Source organism: Methylophaga sp. OBS1 (assembly GCF_026319365.1).
Map to the genome: position 1 here is coordinate 80,402 of NZ_JAPDMS010000007.1, position 18,775 is coordinate 99,176.

At 51.3% G+C, this 18,775-nt stretch carries 17 protein-coding genes and 1 tRNA gene; 12 read left to right on the top strand and 6 right to left on the bottom strand.

What is annotated here, in order from left to right:
- Positions 1-28: 28 nt before the first annotated feature.
- Together ihfA and OMQ46_RS16070 are read left to right on the top strand one after the other, a co-directional pair.
- Positions 29-325 (top strand): integration host factor subunit alpha, encoded by a 297-nt coding sequence (gene ihfA, locus OMQ46_RS16065; protein ID WP_266238507.1) that lies wholly within the window; start codon positions 29-31, stop codon positions 323-325.
- Positions 309-674 (top strand): MerR family transcriptional regulator, encoded by a 366-nt coding sequence (locus OMQ46_RS16070; protein WP_266238508.1) that lies wholly within the window; start codon positions 309-311, stop codon positions 672-674. The genes ihfA and OMQ46_RS16070 overlap by 17 nt, the downstream gene beginning before the upstream one ends.
- A 49-nt stretch (positions 675-723) precedes the next feature.
- On the opposite strand, the gene OMQ46_RS16075 is transcribed toward OMQ46_RS16070, so the two are convergent.
- From OMQ46_RS16075 to OMQ46_RS16100, 6 genes are read right to left on the bottom strand one after another with little or no spacing between them, the layout of a single operon-like run.
- Complete coding sequence (locus OMQ46_RS16075; protein WP_266238509.1) at positions 724-2,181, bottom strand: bifunctional 2-methylcitrate dehydratase/aconitate hydratase; 1,458 nt, start codon at positions 2,179-2,181, stop codon at positions 724-726.
- A 26-nt stretch (positions 2,182-2,207) separates the two neighbouring features.
- Positions 2,208-3,350 carry a 2-methylcitrate synthase gene (gene prpC / locus OMQ46_RS16080; protein ID WP_266238510.1) on the bottom strand — a complete coding sequence of 381 codons (1,143 nt, stop codon included), beginning with the start codon at positions 3,348-3,350 and terminating at the stop codon, positions 2,208-2,210.
- Between the two features lie 46 nt (positions 3,351-3,396).
- Complete coding sequence (prpB, locus tag OMQ46_RS16085) at positions 3,397-4,278, bottom strand: methylisocitrate lyase (RefSeq protein WP_266238511.1); 882 nt, start codon at positions 4,276-4,278, stop codon at positions 3,397-3,399.
- A 9-nt stretch (positions 4,279-4,287) separates the two neighbouring features.
- Positions 4,288-5,286, bottom strand: a complete 999-nt coding sequence (locus tag OMQ46_RS16090; RefSeq protein ID WP_266238512.1) for an HpcH/HpaI aldolase/citrate lyase family protein — start codon at positions 5,284-5,286, stop codon at positions 4,288-4,290.
- A gap of 14 nt (positions 5,287-5,300) precedes the next feature.
- On the bottom strand, positions 5,301-6,374 hold the full coding sequence (locus OMQ46_RS16095) for a MaoC family dehydratase (protein ID WP_266238513.1): 1,074 nt from the start codon (positions 6,372-6,374) through the stop codon (positions 5,301-5,303).
- Positions 6,367-7,248, bottom strand: coding sequence for an HpcH/HpaI aldolase/citrate lyase family protein (locus OMQ46_RS16100; RefSeq protein WP_266238514.1), 882 nt, complete (start codon positions 7,246-7,248; stop codon positions 6,367-6,369). The genes OMQ46_RS16095 and OMQ46_RS16100 overlap by 8 nt, the downstream gene beginning before the upstream one ends.
- A gap of 311 nt (positions 7,249-7,559) precedes the next feature.
- On the opposite strand from OMQ46_RS16100, the gene OMQ46_RS16105 reads away from it, so the two are divergent.
- From OMQ46_RS16105 to OMQ46_RS16150, 10 genes are all read left to right on the top strand, one after another.
- Positions 7,560-8,294 (top strand): GntR family transcriptional regulator, encoded by a 735-nt coding sequence (locus tag OMQ46_RS16105; RefSeq protein ID WP_266238516.1) that lies wholly within the window; start codon positions 7,560-7,562, stop codon positions 8,292-8,294.
- Positions 8,295-8,299: 5 nt separating this feature from the next.
- Positions 8,300-9,538, top strand: a complete 1,239-nt coding sequence (locus OMQ46_RS16110) for a malic enzyme-like NAD(P)-binding protein (protein ID WP_266238517.1) — start codon at positions 8,300-8,302, stop codon at positions 9,536-9,538.
- A 26-nt stretch (positions 9,539-9,564) separates the two neighbouring features.
- Positions 9,565-10,722, top strand: coding sequence for an HpcH/HpaI aldolase/citrate lyase family protein (locus tag OMQ46_RS16115; protein ID WP_266238518.1), 1,158 nt, complete (start codon positions 9,565-9,567; stop codon positions 10,720-10,722).
- A complete protein-coding gene (locus OMQ46_RS16120) occupies positions 10,719-12,350 on the top strand; it encodes an acyl-CoA synthetase (protein WP_266238519.1) in 1,632 nt (543 codons plus the stop codon). The genes OMQ46_RS16115 and OMQ46_RS16120 overlap by 4 nt, the downstream gene beginning before the upstream one ends.
- Before the next feature lie 43 nt (positions 12,351-12,393).
- Positions 12,394-13,284 carry a pyruvate, water dikinase regulatory protein gene (locus OMQ46_RS16125; RefSeq protein WP_266238520.1) on the top strand — a complete coding sequence of 297 codons (891 nt, stop codon included), beginning with the start codon at positions 12,394-12,396 and terminating at the stop codon, positions 13,282-13,284.
- Between the two features lie 8 nt (positions 13,285-13,292).
- Positions 13,293-15,662, top strand: a complete 2,370-nt coding sequence (gene ppsA, locus OMQ46_RS16130) for a phosphoenolpyruvate synthase (protein ID WP_266238522.1) — start codon at positions 13,293-13,295, stop codon at positions 15,660-15,662.
- Positions 15,663-15,774: 112 nt separating this feature from the next.
- A tRNA-Pro gene (locus OMQ46_RS16135) sits at positions 15,775-15,851 on the top strand.
- Between the two features lie 150 nt (positions 15,852-16,001).
- The gene (locus tag OMQ46_RS16140; RefSeq protein ID WP_266238524.1) at positions 16,002-16,301 is read left to right on the top strand and encodes a hypothetical protein; all 300 of its coding nucleotides are present in this window, start codon (positions 16,002-16,004) and stop codon (positions 16,299-16,301) included.
- A 571-nt stretch (positions 16,302-16,872) separates the two neighbouring features.
- On the top strand, positions 16,873-18,255 hold the full coding sequence (locus OMQ46_RS16145; RefSeq protein ID WP_266238525.1) for a PLP-dependent aminotransferase family protein: 1,383 nt from the start codon (positions 16,873-16,875) through the stop codon (positions 18,253-18,255).
- A 36-nt stretch (positions 18,256-18,291) separates the two neighbouring features.
- Positions 18,292-18,775, top strand: a 484-nt coding sequence (locus OMQ46_RS16150) for a 4Fe-4S binding protein (RefSeq protein ID WP_266238526.1), incomplete at its 3' end; no start/stop codon positions are given.

Sequence of the window (18,775 nt, forward strand, 5' to 3'; positions counted from 1 at the left end):
TTATTAAAAGAAGAATTTAGAGGTATACATGGCACTGACTAAGGCCGATATGACGGAACAACTCTACGATGAGCTGGGTTTTAACAAACGTGAAGCCAAAGAGCTGGTTGAAATGTTTTTCGAAGAGATTCGTACCGCACTGGAAAAAGGTGAGCAGGTTAAATTATCCGGTTTCGGTAACTTTGAGCTCAGAGACAAGAGTGAACGGCCTGGTCGTAACCCTAAAACCGGTGAAGAAATCCCCATCTCTGCCCGTCGTGTGGTGACTTTCAGACCCGGACAAAAACTGAAAGCGAGGGTGGACAGTTATGCTGGAAGCGAGTAACAACAACGAATTACCGCCCATTCCGAGTAAGCGCTATTTCACCATCGGTGAAGTGAGTGAACTGTGTGGCGTGAAGCCCCACGTGCTGCGTTACTGGGAACAGGAATTTAGCCAACTCAAACCGGTCAAGCGCCGTGGTAATCGTCGTTATTACCAGCGTCATGACGTGATTCTGATTCGTGAAATCCGTGCTTTGCTCTATGAACAGGGTTTCACTATCGGCGGTGCCCGTCAGCAACTGACACCATCCGGTGAAGTGAAAATGGTTACTACCAACAAGCAGGATCAGAAAGATCTGGTGCGTGAGCTTCTCAGAGAGCTGGAAGACCTGCGGACCTTGCTCAACTGATTGCAGAACCCAAAAGGCCAGCTTCGAAGCTGGCCTTTTTATTTGCGCCTTAGATTACAAACAAATCAACAAACTCATTCACCGGCATGGCTGAGAGCTTGGCTTCATCCATACACACATCGAGAATCGCTTTTTGTTGACGTTCAGGGAAGCGACGTGCCAGATTGGTTTTATATTTCCGGACCAGTTCCGGAATCCCTTCAGCACGCCGACGGCGATGGCCAATAGGATATTCCACTGCGATTTGTTCGGAGTGTGAACCATCCTTGAAAAACACCTGTACTGCATTGGCAATCGAGCGTTTCTCAGGGTCCAGATAATCTTTGGTGTACTCCGGGTTTTCAATACAGACCATCTTGTCGCGCAGGGCATCAATACGCGGATCAGCGGCAACCGCATCTTCGTAATCCGCCGCTGTGAGGCTGCCTTTGAGTAGTCCTACTGCCGTCATATACTGCAGGCAGTGATCCCGATCGGCCGGGTTATTGAGCGGTCCCTGTTTGTCGATAATGCGAATTGCAGACTCATGAGTGGTCAGTACAATCTTGTCGATTTGCTCGATTTTTTTCAGTGTATCGATTTTATCGGCAACTTCGGGATGCAACTGGAAGGCACACTCTACTGCGGTCTGGGCATGAAACTCCGCAGGGAAGGAGATTTTGAATAAGACATTCTCCATCACATAACTGCCGTAGGGGCGCTGGAATTTAAATGGCTGACCTTTGAAAAAGACATCATAAAAGCCCCAGGTCTTGGCGGTCAGTGCGGTGGGATAACCCATTTCTCCTTTCATCGACATCAGAGCCAGTCGAACGGCACGACTGGTCGCATCACCCGCCGCCCAGGATTTACGCGAGCCGGTATTGGGGCTGTGGCGATAAGTACGCAGACTCTGACCATCGACCCAGGCATTGGAAACGGCATTGATAATATCGTCCTTGCTGCCACCGAGCAGACCGGTGACGACGGCAGTGGAGGCGATTTTTACCAGCACCACATGATCCAGGCCAACCCGGTTAAAGCTGTTTTCCAGCGCCAGTACACCCTGAATTTCATGGGCTTTAATCATCGCAATCAACACATCACGCATGGTGATTTGGGGCTGATCATCGCTGCGATTACGTGACAGAAAGTCAGCGATAGCCAGAATGCCGCCCAGATTATCCGACGGGTGACCCCACTCGGCCGCCAGCCAGGTGTCGTTAAAATCCAGCCAGCGCACCATGGCACCGATATTGAAGGCAGCCTGAACCGGATCCAGTTGAAACTGCGTGCCCGGTACTTTACTGCCGTTGGGGACAATCGTGCCCGGCACGATCGGACCCAGTAATTTAGTACAGGCAGGGTAGGAAAGGGCTTCAAAGCCACAGCCCAAAGTATCCATCAGGCAATAACGGGCGGTATCCAGGGCTTCCTTACTGGTGACCAGATAGTCACTGACGTAGTCGGCGATGTCGACCAGGACCTTGTCAGGTGCCGGGCGAACATTGGAAAAAGCAGCGGTCATAAAAATTTCCTCAGTCTAAAACGGGCTTAGCCGCGTTCGCTAATAGGGGTAAACGGCCGGTCGGCCGGGCCGGTATACTCGGCGTTGGGACGGATGATCTTGTTATCAATCCGCTGTTCGATAATATGAGCGGCCCATCCTGTGACCCGAGAAATCACGAAGATCGGCGTGAAAAAGGCGGTGGGAATGCCCATCATGTGGTAGCTGGAGGCACTGTACCAGTCGAGGTTGGGGAACATGTTTTTCTCCCGCCACATGACTTGTTCAATACGTTCGGAGATATTGAACAGATTGATATTGTCCCCGTCCTCACAAAGCCGGCGGGAGACTTCTTTGATGGCAACATTGCGCGGGTCAGAAATGGTATAAACCGGGTGGCCGAAGCCAATAATGATTTCCTTATTGGCCATGCGCCGCATGATGTCGTTCTCTGCCTCATCCGGACAGGCATATCGTTGAATGATTTCCATCGCGGCCTCATTGGCACCACCATGCTTGGGTCCGCTGAGAGCGCCGATAGCCCCGGTGATAGAAGAATAAAAATCTGCCAGCGTGCCAGCAATCACCCTGGCGGTGAAGGTCGACGCATTAAATTCATGTTCCGCATAGAGCACCAGAGATTCATTCATGGCGGCAATATGTAAATCAGACGGTGACTGGCCGTGCAATAAGTGCAGGAAGTGCGCGGCAATCGAATCATCATCGGTATCGAGTTCAATTCGCTTGCCATGCAAACTGAAATGATGCCAGTAAAGCAGGGCCGAGCCGAGACAGGCAATCAGACGGTCTGCAATATTGCGTGCGCCTTCGGCACTGTGATCGGCCTGTTCCGGTTCCAGCGTACCCAGCATGGAGGTGGCTGTGCGCATCACATCCATCGGGTGGGCGGTCGGAGGCAATTGTTCCAGCACGACTTTCAGTGCATCAGGGATATTTCTGAGTTTTTTCAGTTTTGCGTGATAGGCATTAAGCTCAGCCTGATTGGGTAATTGTCCATGAATCAGCAGAAAGGCGACTTCTTCAAAGCTGGCCTTGGCCGCCAAATCCAGAATGTCATAACCACGGTAATGCAGATCATTGCCACTATGGCCGACGGTACAGACTGCCGTGGTACCGGCTGATACGCCTGCCAGGGCAACGCCTTTTTTCTTTTTCTGAACTTGAGTCATGGTCTTCTCCCGGCAGCCGAGCTGCCTGTTAAATCATTGCTTGCATTTATTTATCGTTGTTAAAAAGTTCATCCAGCTTCTGTTCGAAAGCGTGGTAATCGAGGTAGTCGTAGAGTTCACTGCGGGTTTGCATCAAATCGACGACATGCTGCTGCGTACCATGCTCACGAACGGATTGATAGACTCTGAGCGCGGCGGCATTCATCGCCCGGAAAGCGGAAAGGGGATAAAGCACCATACTGACGTCATGGGCGGCCAGTTCATCGACAGTGAATAAAGGTGTACTGCCGAATTCCGTGATATTGGCAAGTACCGGTACCTTCACTGCCCGGGCGAACTGTTGATACATGTCCAGTTCAGTCATGGCTTCAGGAAAAATCATATCCGCACCAGCCTCAACACAGGCGCAGGCACGCTCGATAGCTGACTGGAGTCCTTCCACGGCCAGGGCATCGGTGCGGGCCATAATCACGAAATCATCATCGGTTTTGGCATCCACTGCGGCCTTGATGCGGTCGACCATTTCCTGCTGGCTGACAATCGCCTTGTTAGGTCGGTGACCACAGCGTTTATTCTGTACCTGATCTTCAATATGCACAGCGCCTGCGCCGGCACGAATCATGGTTTTCACCGTACGGGCGATATTAAAAGCGCCGCCAAAGCCGGTATCAATATCAACCAGTACCGGTTTGTCGGTGACATTGGTGATGCGCTCGACGTCTGTGGCCACATCATCCATCGTGGAGATGCCCAGATCCGGCAGGCCCAGCGATCCGGCCGCGACACCACCGCCTGAAACATAAAGCGCGCGGTAACCGACTTTGTCAGCCATACGGGCGTGGTAGGCATTAATCGCACCGATGACCTGTAAGGGATGTTCTTCGGCGACCGCCTGTCTGAAACGGGCACCAGCTGAAATGTTTGTCATAATCCGTCCTTATCCGAAAAAGGCTTTATCCGCCTCAGCAGGCAGGTCTACACCGGTTTGTTTGGCACGCTGCAGTAATTCCCAGAAATAGCGGTAGGTCGCGCGGTCGTGCAGCTCGCCTTCATACTGAATCGGCCCCCAGTCAGCCTGTTGTGCGCTGAGCAGGATATACGCGGCGGCAAGCACTTCGCTGTAATCCGGTTTCATCGCATCGACTATCGCTTTAATCTGTGTCGGGTAAATACTCCACATCCGTAGAAAGCCGAATTCATGACGGGCACGGGTGGCATCTGAGTGAGTCACTTCTTCGTTTTTCAGGTCCAGTGTCACGTTATGGGCGGGCACGACCCCATTAGCGAGGGCAGCGGCAACCACCTCCGCCTTGGCTCTGGCAAGCAGACGGTGATCAAACTGGCCGGGGCTGCGCATAGCGGTAGCAGAAATAGCGCCGTGGTGAGCGCTGACAAAATCCATCAGACCGAAATCCAGTACCTGAATCCAGTCCAGGGCGGCGATCTGATGCACGTCTCTCAAAGCGCCGTGGGTTTCGATCAACACATGAACCGGAATTTCGCGTTCGATACCGTGCTGACGGGCAACTTTCTGGATGAAGCCAATCATCTCTGCAACCTGGTTGACCGAGGTTGCTTTAGGAATCGTGATGTAGCTGAGGACATTTCCGGCACCCGGCACCAGAATCTCTATATCCTGCTGCCAGCAGGGGTGGGTATAGTCGTGGATACGGGCACCGGCCATTTTATGTTTATTCAGGTCCGAGTTAAGCACGCGCACGATCATCTCGGCATGCGCTTTTTCAGTACCCGCGGCGGCGCCATCTTCACAGTCACAGGTGATATCAAATACCGGGCCGATACTGTCCTGCAGGCCTAAAGCCTTGGTGATCAGCTTTTCACTGCCGGCAAAATGCTCACAACTGGGAACAATCGGGAACGCGCGTTCGCCTTCAAACAGCGCTTCGCTGGGATGAGTCAGTTTAGTCATATTCATAGCCTGCTTCTTCCTTATGCCTTACGCGGCATTAACACGGTGTAGTCGAGATCAAGCACGACATTAGGGTGATACTGACGTTTACCATCAATATCGATGTGGGTGGAGTCGAGACTGTCAGCCGTCTGGTTCTTCAGGCCGACCATTCTCAGCCGAAGTGCGCCCAGATCTGAGCGACCGGGCAGGGGCCATTTTTCCAGCACTTCGGTCCAGGTATAAAAAGTATCGCCGCCGAAACTGGGGTTGGCATGGGTCCCAGCGTTAATTGCGGCGATAAACAGGGCATTCTCAAGGCCGTCATAGCTGAGCGCCCGGCAGACCGATATGACATGGCCGCCATACATAAGCCGTTTGCCGAAAGCACTTTGCTGCATCATCAAATCATCAAAGTGCAGCCGGGCGTTGTTCTGATAGAGCTTGGTAGCGAGAGTATGATCGCTGTCATCAACGGTCATTCCGGCTGGGTGGTTGAGTCTTTCGCCGGCTTCAAAGTCTTCCCAGAAACGGCTGGAACCGGTGACAGTGGCTTCGAAGTCTTTGGCATCAAGCTCAGCTGGAATGAATAAGTTCTCTGCGGCGACGACCTGAGCCAGTTCCGGCACCACGGTCTCCGGTGCCGGGGCATTGACATCCTTTTTATGCACCATCACCCAACGGACCCAGGACAACACTGCTTTGTGATTCTGATTAAAGCTGGTGGAACGAACAAAGACGATACCGTTCTTGCCACTCGAGTTCTGCTTGAGACCGATAACTTCGGTTTCAGTCGTCAGCGTGTCACCGGCATAGACCGGATGCTGAAACTGGACTTCGGCATAGCCAAGATTGGCAACGGCATTGACCGAGATATCCGGCACGCTTTTGCCAAAGGCGATGTGGAAAGTCAGCAGATCATCGATGGTTTTATCAGCAAAGCCCAGTGAATGGGCGACCGGTTGCGCACAGTGGGCGATATGGCGGGACCCGGTCAAAGCGATATACAGTGCCGCATCGCCCTCGGTAATGGTGCGGGGCGTAGCATGCACAATCGTTTCTCCCAAGCTGAAATCTTCGAAAAAACGGCCCTGATTGAATTGCGGCTTAGTCATTATCCAACTCCAGCTCTTTGATCATGTCACTGAGAAGCAGGAAGCGCTTGGCCGCGGTCACATGATGATGTTCAACCAGCTTGCCATTAACCAGCACAGTGCCTCGACCTGCCTTATTCGCTTCACTCAGGGCTTCGATAATTTCCTTCGCCATTTCTACTTCGGCGGGTTTGGGGGTATAAGCATCGTTGGCATAGGGCAACTGGAAGGGGTGAACCAGTGACTTGCCGTCAAAGCCCATATCTCTTCCGATACGACAGGCATATTCAAAGGCCTGCATATCTTTCAGATCACTGTGAATACCATCAATAACTGCACGGCCATACGCACGTGCTGCCAGGACAACCCATGACAGACTGGTGCGAATGGCGGTGCGTTCCAGCGTGGGTCTGGCATGCAGGTCGGAAATCAGATCCGACGTGGCCAGCACCATACAAGCAATACGATCTGAAGCCCGGGCGATTTCTTCAGCATGCAAAACGGCCAGTGGGCTCTCGATCATGACCATAATCGGGGTTTCGGTATTACCGGCTTCCTCCATGGCATTGATGGCGGCCATGACATCATCCTGGTTTTCTATACTGGAAAACAGGATGGCATCAGCGCCCAGGTTGGCGACGGCATTGACGTCGTCATAACCCCACTCAGAGTCGAGATCATTGACCCGCACTACGACCTCGCGATTGCCGTAGCCGCCTTTTTTCAGTTCCTTCACCACATTGGCGCGGGACTCTTCTTTGGCAGAGAGCAGAATAGGGGCGCCCAGATCCAGAATAATGGAATCAACCTGCAGGCTGCGGGCTTTCTCCAGATAGTGCGGGTTGCAACCCGGCACATACAGCATGGAACGTCTTGGCCGGTAATAGTCAGTCATAACAATCTCACCTTGATATCAGCATCTGCTGATGCGTGAAATGATTCTATCCCCGTTATTTTGAGAGTGTCAATATTTATCTTATGTCTTATATAAGATATAAAACACTAGACAAGTTGAAATAACTGATATAGATTGACAATCACAGTGATTACGCCTGATTAAAGAAATCATTGATCAGGGGCTGATAGTTATTAGTTTCAGCAGAAAAGTCAGAATATGACTGTGAAGGCGACACGAATTACTTGTGTCTTATATAAGAGTGGTTTGGTAGGCTATGAGATATGTTCGATAACCAAACAGGAATGATAATGAGCAAATCAGCGAGTGCGCCGGTTTTCAAACCACTCTATGAGCAGATCAAGGTATTTCTGACTCAGAGCCTGATTGCAGGGGAGTGGAAGCCCGGCGAGAGCATCCCCAGTGAAATTGAGTTGGCGGCGCGTTTCAATGTCAGCCAGGGCACGGTGCGGAAAGCGATTGATGCGCTGGCCATGGAAAATATTCTGATCCGCCGTCAGGGCAAGGGCACCTTTGTCGCCACCCATAAAGAAGAGCAGAGCAAACTGCGTTTTCTGCGTCTGACCGCGGCCGATGGTCACAAGCAGCCGCTGAATAACGAACTGCTGTCATGCAAACGCCTCAAGGCCTCGGCTGAGATTTCAAAACTGACCGGTCTTAAAAAAGGGACTGCAGTGATTGAAATTCAGCGCCTGCTGACTTTTTCCGGTGAACCTAAAATCCTGGATTACATCATCGTTCAGGCCAAGTTTTTCCGTGGCCTCAACAGTGCACGTATTAACGACCATAACGGTTCTTTGTACAGCATGTACGAAACGGTTTATGGCATTCCGATGGTGCGTGCAGAAGAAAAACTGACTGCGGTCGCTGCCAGCGCCGAAGACTGCAAATTACTCAAGGTAGAACCCGGCTTTCCACTGCTCAAAGTGGAGCGGGTAGCCTACACCTACGGCGACAAACCGATGGAGTGGCGTGTCGGTCTCTGCGTCACCGATGAACATCATTATATGAACGAACTGGAGTAAACCCGATGACAGACAACCAGCCTAGCTACAAACAGCGCGCGCTTGATTATCATGAGTTTCCACGGCCCGGCAAACTCAGCGTGGAATCCAGCAAAGCCTGCGCCACCGGGGCCGAGTTGTCTCTGGCATATACGCCGGGCGTGGCGGAACCGGTGCGTGAAATTCATCGTGACCCTGAAACTGCCTATCGTTATACCAATAAAGGTAACCTTGTTGCCGTCATCACCGATGGCACTGCGGTGCTGGGCCTGGGCAATGTCGGACCGCTGGCCAGCAAACCGGTGATGGAAGGTAAAGCGGTTTTATTTAAACGCTTTGTTGATATTGATGTGTTTGATATTGAAGTCGATGCGCCTTCGGTTGAGAGTTTTATTGAGACAGTGGTCAATATCGCGCCGACTTTCGGCGGGATCAATCTTGAAGATATCGCCGCACCGCACTGTTTCCGCATTGAACGGGAATTACGGCAGCGGCTCAACATTCCTGTATTTCATGACGATCAACATGGCACCGCCGTTGTTATCTGTGCCGCGCTGATTAATGCGCTGGCTTTACAGGAAAAAACGCTGGCCAAAGCCAAAATTGTTTTCCTGGGTGCCGGCGCGGCCGGTATGGCGACCGCCAGATTGCTCAAAGCCATGGGGGCCAGCGATATCACGCTGGTCAATAAATCCGGTGTTTTATTCAAAGGCATAAGCGGCGTCAGTGAGGAAGTCAGTGACTTACTCAGAAATACAACAGACAGAACGCTGGCCGATGCGATGATAGACGCTGATGTCTTTATCGGCGTCTCGGCAGCCAATGCCTTACCACCTGAGCTACTCAAAACCATGGCTGCAAAACCGGTGGTATTCGCCCTGGCCAATCCCGATCCTGAAATCCTGCCGGACCTGGCTAAAGCGGCCAGAGAGGATCTGGTGATGGCGACAGGCCGTTCCGATTTTCCAAATCAGGTGAATAACGCGCTGTGCTTTCCCTATCTGTTTCGCGGTGCGCTTGATGCCAAGGCGCCGCAGGTTAGTGAGGCGATGCAAATTGCCGCCGCGCATGCACTGGCGGAACTAGCCAGAGAGCCGGTGCCGGATTCGGTATTGGAAGCCTACGACCTGGACACGCTGACATTCGGCCCTGATTACATTATTCCCAAACCATTTGATCCGCGGCTGTTAAAGCGCGTGTCAGAAGCGGTGTGTGTGGCCAGCCTGCAGGAACAGGCGATGCTGGCACAAAAAACAGGCTCATAGCCTGCACTGATAACAGGGGGAAGCTGATGGAATATCCCAATAAACAATATGCCGAACCGTTTGCAGATGTTGATTTCTGCCGGGTTTTCAACAACACGGTACTCGGCGATTACTGGCCCGGTATTCAGCTTTATTACCCACCGGTGAAGTATGCCCCGTCACTGGGTATCTATGAGGATCTGGAGCAGGCGTCGCAGCGGATCAAAAAACACGCCTATGAAACCCGGGCCCACACCCTGATTTTCGATCTGGAAGACGGCTGCAGACAGAAAGAGATGAGCCGGACTTTATTGCGTCAGGAATTGCCGGGGCTTCGCCAATATAACAAAGACGTGACCATTGCTGTGCGGGTGAATCCTTTCCGTACCTATGAATATGAGCAGGACATGGATCTGGTCCGTGATATGGGCGACTGCATTGACGTGGTGATGCTGGCCAAGGCGGGTGAAGCCTATGGCGCGCCGGAAGTACGGGACTTGTCCAATCTGCTGGTCAGTATCAATAACAAGATCACCATACAGCCGATTATCGAGCATCCCAAATCGCTCAAAATCGCGCCGGATTTAATGCAGTACAGCACGGTTAAGCATGTGGTGTTCGGTATTCATGACTTTTCCAAGGCGATGGGTATCCATATCACGCCGGAAAAATGGACTGAAGAACTCAAGCATTTTCTGTATCAAATCATGTTTGAAGCACGGATCGCCGGTAAAGGCGTAATCGGTGGGGTGGAAACCCTGATTGGTTCATCCAGCATGCCGGAAAAATTTGTCGAGCCACATGATGTCCGGCGCTGGCTGGATTTACATGGCGAAGAAGAATCCCGCATCGTTTATAAGCATGCCTGTGAGGAGACCGCGATGGGCCTGACCGGCAAACAGGTGATTCACCCCGGTCATATTCACCTGTGCAAAGTCGCTTATACCCCGTCACCAACGGATATCAATCAGAAAATCGCCATTCTCAAGGCGGCTATTGAAGCCGATGCCCTGTTGGGTGGTGCTATCAAGTTTGAGGGGGAGATGCTGGACCCGCCGATGTTCGGTAAAGCCCTGCAAACCCTGTTACGGGCCAATGCCCTAAAAGCCCTGAAACCGGAAGATCGCCAGTTTGCCATCGAGGTATTGCAACTGATGCCGGCTCAGGTGATTCGTGAGAACTGGCCATACGGAGCGATATTATGAGAAATCTGCCTGCTTTCCCACACTGGCACTGGCAAGTGCCGACCCATTTCAATATTGGTGTGGCCTGTACCGATAAGCATCTTGCCAGCACACTGGGCAGAACCACCGCGATGATTGTCGAGGATGATGAACTCGGCACCGATCAAATCAGCTATGCCCAGCTATCACGCCGAACTAATCAATTCGCTCAGTTACTGCGGCACGAAAATATTGAGGCCGGTGAGAGAGTGCTGATCCGCTTGCCGAATTGTCTGAACTATCCCACCGCGTTTCTGGGGGCGATGAAACTCGGCGCGGTGTCGGTTCCGACTTCAACGCTGCTGACAGTGGAAGAAGTGATTTATCTTGCCAAGGATTCCGGTGCCAGGGTGCTTGTGACCGATAAAGCATTCTGGGGTGAACTGAAAAAAGAAATGGCTCAGTGCCCACAGATTGAACTGGTGCTGTTATCCGGCCGCGGCGATTGTGAGCAGGTACAAGGCCTCAAAGTGCTGGATCTGGATGCGTCCGTCGCAGCAATCGATAAATGGTTACCACCCAAAGAAACGCTGGCCGAAGATCCGGCTTATCTTGTTTACACCTCAGGTACAACCGGTTATCCCAAGGGTGTTTTGCATGCTCATCGGGCGATGATCGGCCGTACACCAGCGTCGAGTTACTGGTTTGATTTTGCCGATAATCAGCAGGACAGAATTCTGCATTCCGGCAAGTTTAACTGGACTTATGTACTAGGCTCCGGTCTGATGGACCCGCTTTATCTGGGCAAAACAGTTATTGTCCATGAAGGCAAGAATGATCCGACCCTGTGGCCAAGACTGATTGCCAAGCACGAAGCGACGATTTTTATCGGTGTGCCCACGATTTACCGGCAGGTCCTGCAGAAAACGGAATTCAGCAGGGACGATGTCCCCAGCCTCAGACACTGCATGAGCGCCGGTGAGCATTTGTCAGATGAAGTTTTAACCCAGTGGAAGCAGCGTTTCGGCATCGACATCTATGAAGCGGTAGGCATGTCGGAGTTTTCCTATTATCTGTGCGAGACCAAATCAAGGCCGATTCGACCAGGATCAGCCGGCTTTCCCCAGCCTGGCCATGATATCCGTCTACTCGATCCGGACACGCTTAAACCGGTAAAAGTGGGGGAAGAAGGCATGATCTGTGTGCCGGACACGGACCCGGGTCTGTTTCTGGCGTACTGGAATCTGCCGGAAGAAACCGCCAAGCTGCGCCATGATGGCTGGTTCTTTACCGGCGATTACGCCCGCCTGGATAAAGACGGTTATGTCTGGTTCCTCGGACGCAAAGACGACATTATCAAGAGCTTTGGCTATCGCGTGTCGCCTTATGAAATAGAGCGGGTCTATAAATCGCATCCGGCAGTCAGTGATTGTGCAGCAGTGGGCGAGGAAATCGCTAAGGATAAAGTGCTGGTGGTGGCTTATGTCATTTTGCATGAAGGCGAGTCAGTCACTGCCGATGAACTGCATGCCTTTGGTCAACAACATCTGGCTGCCTACAAGGCGCCTAAAAAGCTCTATATCGCCCGGGATTTTCCCCGTACAAAAAACGGTAAGATTCTGCGTCGTGAGGTGAGTCCGCAGATAGCGGTGGAACAGTCTCAGCGTTAAATTTTTGTTGATCAATCGATGCTTTTCAGCACATGATTAGCGCATGAAAGACAACGAAAAGCATCAATCTGAGCACGGTCGGAAAGTTTTTTTCGTCTCTGACAGGACAGGACTCACCGCTGAATCCTACGGAAAATGCCTACTGGCACAGTTTCCGGATTTGGAATTCGAAACCATCACGCTGGCTTTCGTCGACACGGTTGAAAAGGCCGAAATCGCGCGCGATCAGATCAATGAGGCCAGTAAAGAAGCAGAATTAAAGCCGGTGGTTTTCAGCACCCTGGTTCAGGATCAGCAGCAGTACATCATCGAGAGTGCAGATGCCTGCGTGATCAGCCTGTTTCATAGCTTTATAGGCTCCCTTGAGGGTTATTTTGGTGTAGAATCCTCGCAAAAAGCTGGGGTCTCGAGAATCAAACTGAGCGATACGACCTACCAGCGCAGGCTTGATGCGATTGATTTCTCGCTGATGCATGATGATGGTGTTCGCCCGGATCAATATAAAGAGGCGGATGTCATTCTGGCCGGTGTTTCCCGTTGTGGTAAAACCCCGACCAGCCTGTATCTGGCGATGAACTTCTCATTAAAAGTGGCGAACTATCCGCTGACACCGGAAGATCTGGGCTCAGAGGAACTGCCTCAATGTCTGCAGGACAATGTCCACAAGCTTGTCGGATTGACGATCAAGCCGGTGCCGCTGAGTCGCATCAGACGCCAGCGTCGGCCGGACAGTAACTACTCGTCACTGGAAATCTGCCAGGCGGAACTGGAAAAAGCTCAGTCGATGTTCGACAAAGTCGGCATTCCGGTTTTCGAGACCACGAATACTTCAATTGAAGAAATTTCCAGTCGCGTTGTTCGTGCCCTTGGGCTCGGGCGGGAGCGGGTGCGTGAATCAGTTTTAAAATTTAATAAATTAAAGAAAGCAAGGTAGTTATTACTATGACCGAATACGTTGTCCCATTGGAACAGCTGTGCATGGAGGATGTAGGCAGAGTCGGTGGCAAGAACGCCTCTTTGGGTGAAATGCTGCAAAACCTGGCACCACTGGGTGTGGCTGTTCCTAGTGGTTTTGCGACAACCGCTGATGCTTACAGAGAGTTTCTCGCCCATGATGGCCTGCAGGATCAAATCAATGACCTGCTGCGTGATCTGGATGTCGATGACGTTACTGCTTTGCAAAAAACCGGTCGTCAAATCCGTGACTGGATTATGACTATCCCTTATCCGGCCGCGATGGAAAAGGCGATTGATGAAGCCTACTCGGCGCTGGAAAAAGAGTACGGTGCTGAAACCAGTTATGCGGTTCGCTCTTCTGCCACGGCAGAAGATTTGCCGGATGCTTCTTTTGCCGGCCAGCAGGAAACATTCCTCAATGTGTCCGGCCTCGACAACATCAAAAAACAAATCCGTGAAGTTTTCGCTTCCCTGTTTAATGATCGCGCCATCGCTTATCGCGATCACCAGGGCTTTGATCATAGCGAAGTGGCTTTGTCAGCCGGTGTACAGAAAATGGTCCGCTCTGACATCGCCAGCGCCGGTGTAGCTTTCTCGCTGGATACCGAGAGTGGTTTCCGCGATGTTGTGTTTGTTACCGGCAGCTACGGTCTGGGCGAAATGGTGGTGCAGGGCGCCGTCAATCCCGATGAATTCTATGTTCACAAAGAAACATTGGCTGCCGGTCGACCTGCTGTACTGCGTCGTACTGTCGGTCAGAAAGCCATCAAGATGGTTTACTCTGGTGATAAAGCCTCTCCGGTCAAAACCATTGATGTAGAGGGTAACGATCGCCTGCACTTCTGTCTGACCGACCAGGAAGTGGAAGAGCTGTCAAAAATGGTCGTCACCATCGAGAAACACTACCAGCGTCCAATGGACGTGGAGTGGGCCAAAGATGGCAATGACGGTCGCATCTATATCGTGCAGGCGCGTCCTGAGACGGTTCAGAGCCGCAGCAAAAATATCCGTGAGTCGTACCTGCTGAAAGAGAAAGGTGAAGTACTTTCCGTCGGTCGTGCCATTGGCAGCAAGATTGGTCAGGGTAAAGTGCGTTTGCTTAACAGCCTGGACCAAATGGACAAGTTTGAAGCCGGCGACGTGCTACTCACAGATATGACTGACCCGGACTGGGAGCCGATCATGAAGCGGGCTTCAGCGATTGTCACCAACCGGGGTGGTCGTACCTGTCACGCGGCGATTATTGCCCGTGAACTCGGTATCCCGGCTGTGGTTGGCTGTGGTGATGCCACAGAAAAAGTCGCAGAAGGCAGCCAGGTTACCGTTTCCTGCGCCGAAGGTGACGAAGGTAATATTTACAACGGCCTGCTGGAATTCGAACATCGCGTTGAAGAACTCGATAACATGCCCGAACTGCCGGTCAAGATCATGATGAACGTTGGTAATCCGGATCGTGCGTTCAGCTTTGCCCAACTGCCGCACAAAGGTGTGGGTCTGGCGCGTCTGGAATTCATCATCAACAACATGATCGGTATTCACCCGAAAGCGCTGATGAACGCGGATGAGATGGAAGGTGAGGTCAAAGAGGCAATTATTGAGCGCACCACCGCTTATGGCGACCCGGTAGAATTCTACATCAGCCGTATTGCCGAGGGTGTTTCCACCATTGCGTCAGCATTTTATCCGGAAACCGTCATTGTGCGGATGTCAGATTTCAAATCGAACGAATACGCCAACCTGATCGGTGGCCCACTGTTCGAACCGCATGAAGAAAATCCAATGATTGGTTTCCGCGGTGCGTCACGTTACAGCTCTGAAGACTTTGCTGAGTGCTTCAAGCTGGAAGCAGAGGCCATGAAGCGCGTTCGTGATGAAATGGGCCTGACTAATGTCGAATTGATGATTCCGTTTGTCCGCACCACTAAGGAAGCAGAATCGGTCATTAATATCCTCAAAGAAAACGGTCTGGAACGCGGTAAAAACGGCCTGCGTCTGATCATGATGTGTGAATTGCCTTCCAATGCGGTGCTGGCTGAGGATTTCCTCGAGTACTTCGACGGCTTCTCTATCGGCTCAAACGACATGACTCAGCTGACTTTAGGTCTTGACCGTGACTCAGCGCTGGTGGCCGAATCATTTGATGAACGTAACCCGGCAGTACTTAAAATGCTGGATATGGCTATCAAAGCTTGTCGTGATGCCGGTAAATATGTCGGTATTTGTGGTCAGGGCCCATCGGATCATCCCGATCTGGCAGAATGGCTGCTGGAACGCGGTATCAGCAGTATTTCGCTGAACCCAGATACCGTCGTCAGTACCTGGCAGAGACTGGCTGACATCAGTTCAAAAAAATAAATGTGATATTTGGTAAAGCCCGGTCTACCTTTTCAGGCCGGGTTTTGCTAAGATACACGCCGTCGTTAACCAAGTCCTTCCGGACATTCCCAAACGTTAACACGCATACAGTCGGGGCATGGCGCAGCCTGGTAGCGCACCTGCATGGGGTGCAGGGGGTCGAAGGTTCAAATCCTTCTGTCCCGACCATTATTATCTTATCGACGTTGTATCATTCCACATCCTTCATCAGTTCATTTGTAAACTGTGACTTGTATCACAGTTTGTGATCGGTTAAGTTTGCACTTGAATATTGATTCATCCGGCAGGGAACACCGCCCACTTTGAGTGAGGATTTGTATGGAAGCAAGAGCCGAGTCTGAATGCGGCCAACTAATGAGCTGGGGCTTGTTTGAAGTCGTCGAAAGTGGCGATAAACATATCATTGGTTATGCCAGTGCTTATGGCTTTGATGTGATTACCCAGGAGCTGGCTCATGTCGACTATAACGCAAAAACCAAAACGGGTATTGCAGTTACCAGAACCGGCATCCTGTACCATCTAAAAGGCAAACCATTGAAGTTTGGTGTCAAAGGGCATCAGCAACTCAGGGAGTTTGTGAAGATACATAATTGCTCCATCAAAGTGCTAAAAGTCTGACTCCAGCAAACTGCATCATTTCCTGATTAAGCTTGAGCCATTTCACGTAAATTTCGCATCAAACTGATAAGCTCGATTACGAACTATCAATGACAGTTCACTCCACCTTCTAAACCAGTTCATTCCCGGTGAACTGGTTTTTTTTTGCTTTCCCTCATTGCCACCTGGCCCAGTTTGAACTAAGGCGCCTGATATCATGAGTCCAGTAGATTTGTTAGACCCTGAATCAATAAGCGGTTTTTTTTCATATTTTTCAATGGATAAAATGGTGATATTACCAGTCAGAGATAATGCTGACGGTCACTGACCTGTCGTCAGCTCCTATCTGCGCGAATCTCCTTGTATAAGGAGATGGGGTGGTACCTTCGGGTGCCACCCTTTTTTTATTCGGATTATTGTATGCTTTAAATATGCATACATGTAAGCATGAGTTCGTTTGTGTTGACTGGTTGTCTTTAGTGTATGTAAATGATTATCAGTTATTAAGTTAATGAAATAAAAATCAAAAAAGGATTGGTTCAGCAGAAAATTCAGCGTATATTGTATGTATATTTTTTGCATACATGTAGCGATGGCAATCTGGCAACCACATCTTCAAGCAGAAGCGGGTAAAAAATATCTGGGCATCGTCAAGGCACTGGAGGCAGATATCTATGCCGGTCGTGTCAAGCCAGGTGATCGGCTGCCTTCTCAACGCGCTATCGCCGAGACGCTTCATGTAGACCTGACCACCGTTACCCGTGCCTTTAATGAAGCCAAACGCCGTGGTCTGGTTGAGGGTAATAAAGGCAGCGGCACTTTTATTAGAGACTCGGTTCAGCAACAGTTAATCGCAGAAAAACAGTCCATGCTGGATCTCAGCATGAATAATCCGCCACAGCCTGTCACCGCTCTGTTACAACAACGTTTGCCGGAAGGTATAGCCGGATTGATTGCCGATGAGCGCAGGATGTTGCAGTTGCAATACCAGGACAGTGCCGGTAACCCGGCTGATCGTGAGGCGGCGGTTTACTGGCTCAATCAGCATAAAACACAGGTAGAGACAGAACAGGTCTTAATTGCTGCCGGCGCGCAGAGTGCCCTCTATGCCATCTGCAAGTATCTGGTGCCGCCGGGAGCGACCTTACTGACCCCAGAATACAGTTATCCCGGTCTGAAAGCGGTTGCGATTCAACTGGGGATTCAATTACAGCCTGTGAGCTGTGATGCTGAGGGTATTATTCCTGAAGCTTTAGCCACTGTCTGCCAGGCAGGTCAGGCGAAAGCACTGTACCTGATTCCTGCACTGGATAACCCGACGACGACGACCCTGTCTCTGCAACGCCGTCAGTCGCTTGCCGATATCGCGCAACGCTTCCAAATGCCGGTGATCGAAGATGATCCCTATTCGCCACTACAAACTCAGCCGGTGGCATCTTTCAGCAGCCTGATACCAAAACTGACATGGCATATTGCGACCTTATCCAAGTGTGCAACCCCGGCCTTGCGGGTCGCTTTTGTGATCACGCCCGACAAATACTCAGCTCAGCAATTAGCCATTGTTTTACGTGCAACCAATCTGATGGCACCGCCGTTGATGTGCGCGCTGGTTACACGCTGGATATACGACGGCACATTGGATGATATTACTTTTGCAATCAGGCATGAAAATAATCAGCGCCAGCAACTGGCGGCGACACTCCTGAGCGGACAGCGTTTTACGGCTGATCAGGACGGTCATCATATCTGGCTCAGGTTACCATCGCACTGGCAGGCCGATAGCTATGCCAAATCCGCTTCCAGCCGCGGTGTGACAATCGTGCCAGCGAGTCAGTTTGCTATCACTCAGACACCAATCGAAGCTGTCAGAATCTCACTGGGTATCGCTACGGACAGCGGCACACTCAGCCAGGCGCTTAGCATTTTGGCTGAACTATCCAGCCAGATCGATCAACCACAGCGGGTAGTCGTGTAATGACCCGAAGTGACATTAAAGCTAACAGGTAATTCTATGTCCGTGAAAGATATGCATGAGATCGAGAACCCCTCGAATATTTACGAAGAAGTCGCCGACTGGCACATCAACACCGGGGAAGAAAAGGTGGTGGCGAAGCGGCTGAAAGGGCGTTTTCGCCTGCGTAAATGGATGGGGATGTCAGTGTGGTCACTGTTTTTTCTGGTGCCCTACCTGCGTTGGGACGGTCAGCAGGCGATTCTGTTTGATATCCCCGACCGTCAGTTCCGCTTTTTTGACCTGACCGTATTTCCTCAGGACATCTGGATGCTGTCGCTGACCCTGCTGTTTTTCGCCATTTTACTGGCCGCCGTCACCAGCGTGGCCGGTCGCGTCTTTTGTGGCTACTTCTGCTTCCAGACCGTCTGGACCGATATCTACACCTATATCGAAACCAAACTCGAAGGTGACACCCCGCAAAAGGCGCACAAATTCAAACAAGCCCCGTGGACACTGGATAAAACCTGGCGTGTACTCACCA

Bases quoted from the DNA above. Each gene is read 5' to 3' on its own strand.
- OMQ46_RS16110 (WP_266238517.1), top strand. From the start codon at position 8,300: ATGACAGACAACCAGCCTAGCTACAAACAGCGCGCGCTTGATTATCAT.
- OMQ46_RS16125 (WP_266238520.1), top strand. From the start codon at position 12,394: ATGAAAGACAACGAAAAGCATCAATCTGAGCACGGTCGGAAAGTTTTT.
- prpB (WP_266238511.1), bottom strand. From the start codon at position 4,278: ATGACAAACATTTCAGCTGGTGCCCGTTTCAGACAGGCGGTCGCCGAA.
- OMQ46_RS16095 (WP_266238513.1), bottom strand. From the start codon at position 6,374: ATGACTAAGCCGCAATTCAATCAGGGCCGTTTTTTCGAAGATTTCAGC.
- prpC (WP_266238510.1), bottom strand. From the start codon at position 3,350: ATGACTCAAGTTCAGAAAAAGAAAAAAGGCGTTGCCCTGGCAGGCGTA.
- OMQ46_RS16075 (WP_266238509.1), bottom strand. From the start codon at position 2,181: ATGACCGCTGCTTTTTCCAATGTTCGCCCGGCACCTGACAAGGTCCTG.
- OMQ46_RS16105 (WP_266238516.1), top strand. From the start codon at position 7,560: ATGAGCAAATCAGCGAGTGCGCCGGTTTTCAAACCACTCTATGAGCAG.
- ppsA (WP_266238522.1), top strand. From the start codon at position 13,293: ATGACCGAATACGTTGTCCCATTGGAACAGCTGTGCATGGAGGATGTA.
- OMQ46_RS16070 (WP_266238508.1), top strand. From the start codon at position 309: ATGCTGGAAGCGAGTAACAACAACGAATTACCGCCCATTCCGAGTAAG.
- OMQ46_RS16120 (WP_266238519.1), top strand. From the start codon at position 10,719: ATGAGAAATCTGCCTGCTTTCCCACACTGGCACTGGCAAGTGCCGACC.
- ihfA (WP_266238507.1), top strand. From the start codon at position 29: ATGGCACTGACTAAGGCCGATATGACGGAACAACTCTACGATGAGCTG.
- OMQ46_RS16145 (WP_266238525.1), top strand. From the start codon at position 16,873: ATGGCAATCTGGCAACCACATCTTCAAGCAGAAGCGGGTAAAAAATAT.
- OMQ46_RS16115 (WP_266238518.1), top strand. From the start codon at position 9,565: ATGGAATATCCCAATAAACAATATGCCGAACCGTTTGCAGATGTTGAT.
- OMQ46_RS16090 (WP_266238512.1), bottom strand. From the start codon at position 5,286: ATGAATATGACTAAACTGACTCATCCCAGCGAAGCGCTGTTTGAAGGC.
- OMQ46_RS16140 (WP_266238524.1), top strand. From the start codon at position 16,002: ATGGAAGCAAGAGCCGAGTCTGAATGCGGCCAACTAATGAGCTGGGGC.
- OMQ46_RS16100 (WP_266238514.1), bottom strand. From the start codon at position 7,248: ATGACTGACTATTACCGGCCAAGACGTTCCATGCTGTATGTGCCGGGT.